Raw genomic sequence first — 2,066 nt, 5'->3', positions numbered from 1 at the left:
GCCGATCGCCGTGTTCCTGTGTCTGGGCGCCATTCCGCTTCAACTGGCGGGAGCGGCTGTTCATCGCCTGGGTCGCCTTGCGCGGCGCGGTCGGCATCTTCCCTGGCTTCGATCCCGATGCTGGTCGGGCTCAACAAGGCCTACATCTATTTCGACACGGCCTTCGTGGTAGTGCTGATCTCGCTGATGCTGCAGGGCTGGACGCTGGCGCCTGCCGCGCGAAAGCTTCACATCGCGCTGCCGCGCGTCGATCGCGGCCCCCGGCGCATCGAACTCGACCTGCCGGGCCAGCTCGAACAGCAATTGGTCGGCTATGCGGTGCGGCCCAAGAGCCTGTTCCTGAAGCGCGGGCTGATCCCGTCCTGGTCCAAGCCGACGCTGGTGATCCGCGACGAGCGCATCCTGTCTCCGACCGAAGCCGAGCCGGTCGCTGCCGGCGATTACGTCTATCTGCTGGCGCCACCCGAGAAGGCCGAAGCGCTCGACCGTTTCTTCGTCGATATGCCGCCCTCGTCAGCACCCGACCCGCATCTGCTCGGCGACTTCGTCGTACCCGGCGAAACCGCGCTCGGCGATCTCGCCGCCGCCTACGGGGTCAGCATCCCGGCGGGCGAGGAGGCACTGACGCTGGCCGATTACTTCGACATCCATCTCGACCGCGCGCCCAGCGTCGGGGCGACGCTGCCGCTGGACTCGATCGTACTGGTGGCACGCAGTCTCGGCGGCGGCCGCGTCAATGTCGTCGGCCTGCGGCTGCCCGAAGACGAAGACGAACTGCCGCCGCCGACGCGGGTCGACCGGATCAAGCACAAATTGTCGGACGTCTGGTCGCAGCTTTCCGGGGTGTAACCCACTCACCGCGACAGCGGCTCGGCGATGCTTTCCAGTGACTTGCCCTCGGCGTCGACGCCGAGCTTCCACTCCGCGACCGCGGCGAGGATCAGCAGCGTCGCCGACAGCACGTAGCCGGCGGCGACGTACCAGGCCGATCCTGACTCCACCAGCCAGCCGAACAACAGCGGCGACACGCTGCCGCCGATCAGGGTGCCGAGTGCGTAGAAGCAGGCGATGGCCAACGCACGCGTCTCCAACGGGAAAATCTCGCTGGCGGTGAGGTAGGCCGAGCTCGCCGCGGCGGAGGCGAAGAAGAAGATCGCCACCCAGCATGCCGTCTGCGTCGTCTGCGACAGCACGCCGGCGGCGAACAGCGCCGCGGTGACGATCAGCAATACGCCCGACAGCGCGAAGGTGCCGGCGATCATCTTGCGGCGGCCGACGGTGTCGAACAGCGTACCGAGCAGCAGCGGCCCGCAGAAATTGCCGATCGCCAGCGGAAACACGTAGTAGCCGATGTGCTGATCGGACACGCCGTAGAACTTCGACAGGATCAGCCCGAAGGTGAAGAACACCGAATTATACAGAAACGACTGCGCCACCATCAGCGTCAGCGCCAGAATGCTGCGCTGGCGATAGGCGCCCAGCATGGCGCCGAAAATCAGTTCGAGCCCGAACACCTTGCGCGGATGCACTTCCAGCGTGCCGTGCGGCGCCGGTAGCTTCTCGCCGGTCATCGCCTCGACTTCGGTCTCGATCGCCCGCACGGTGCGATCGGCTTCGTCCTGCTTCAGATGCGTCACCAGCCAGCGCGGGCTTTCCGGCACGAAGCGGCGCAGCAGCAGGATCGACAGGCCGAGGCAGCCGCCGATGCCGAAGCCGAGCCGCCAACCGATATTGGGATCGAACAGATTGGGATCGAGCAAGAACGGCACGGCGAGCGCACCGAACGCAGCGCCGAGCCAGAAGCTGCCATTGACGATGAGATCGATGCGGCCGCGATATTTCGCCGGGATCAGTTCGTCGATCGCCGAATTCACCGCCGCATATTCGCCGCCGATGCCGAGACCGGTGATCAGGCGGAAGATCGCGAAGCTCCAGAAGTCCCAGGCGAAGGCGCTGAGCAGCACGCCGGCCAGATAGATGATCAGCGTGACGTAGAACACCAGGCGTCGGCCGTGGCGATCGGTGATCCAGCCGAATATCAGCGCGCCGGTCACGGCGCCGACCAC

At 66.0% G+C, this 2,066-nt stretch carries 1 protein-coding gene and 1 pseudogene; one reads left to right on the top strand and one right to left on the bottom strand.

The window, feature by feature from the left end:
• A pseudogene (locus tag I5M_RS30155) lies at window positions 1–849 on the top strand (cation:proton antiporter); the annotation flags it as partial.
• A gap of 5 nt (window positions 850–854) precedes the next feature.
• Here the strand turns inward: I5M_RS30155 and I5M_RS19265 are convergent.
• Window positions 855–2,066: MFS transporter (locus I5M_RS19265; RefSeq protein WP_031337061.1), on the bottom strand; the 1,212-nt coding region annotated here is incomplete at its 5' end.

The sequence above is a fragment of the Rhodopseudomonas sp. B29 genome (genome assembly GCF_000333455.1).
In the GTDB taxonomy this organism is placed as follows: Bacteria; Pseudomonadota; Alphaproteobacteria; order Rhizobiales; family Xanthobacteraceae; genus Rhodopseudomonas.
This window is presented reverse-complemented; position numbering and strand designations above follow the sequence as displayed.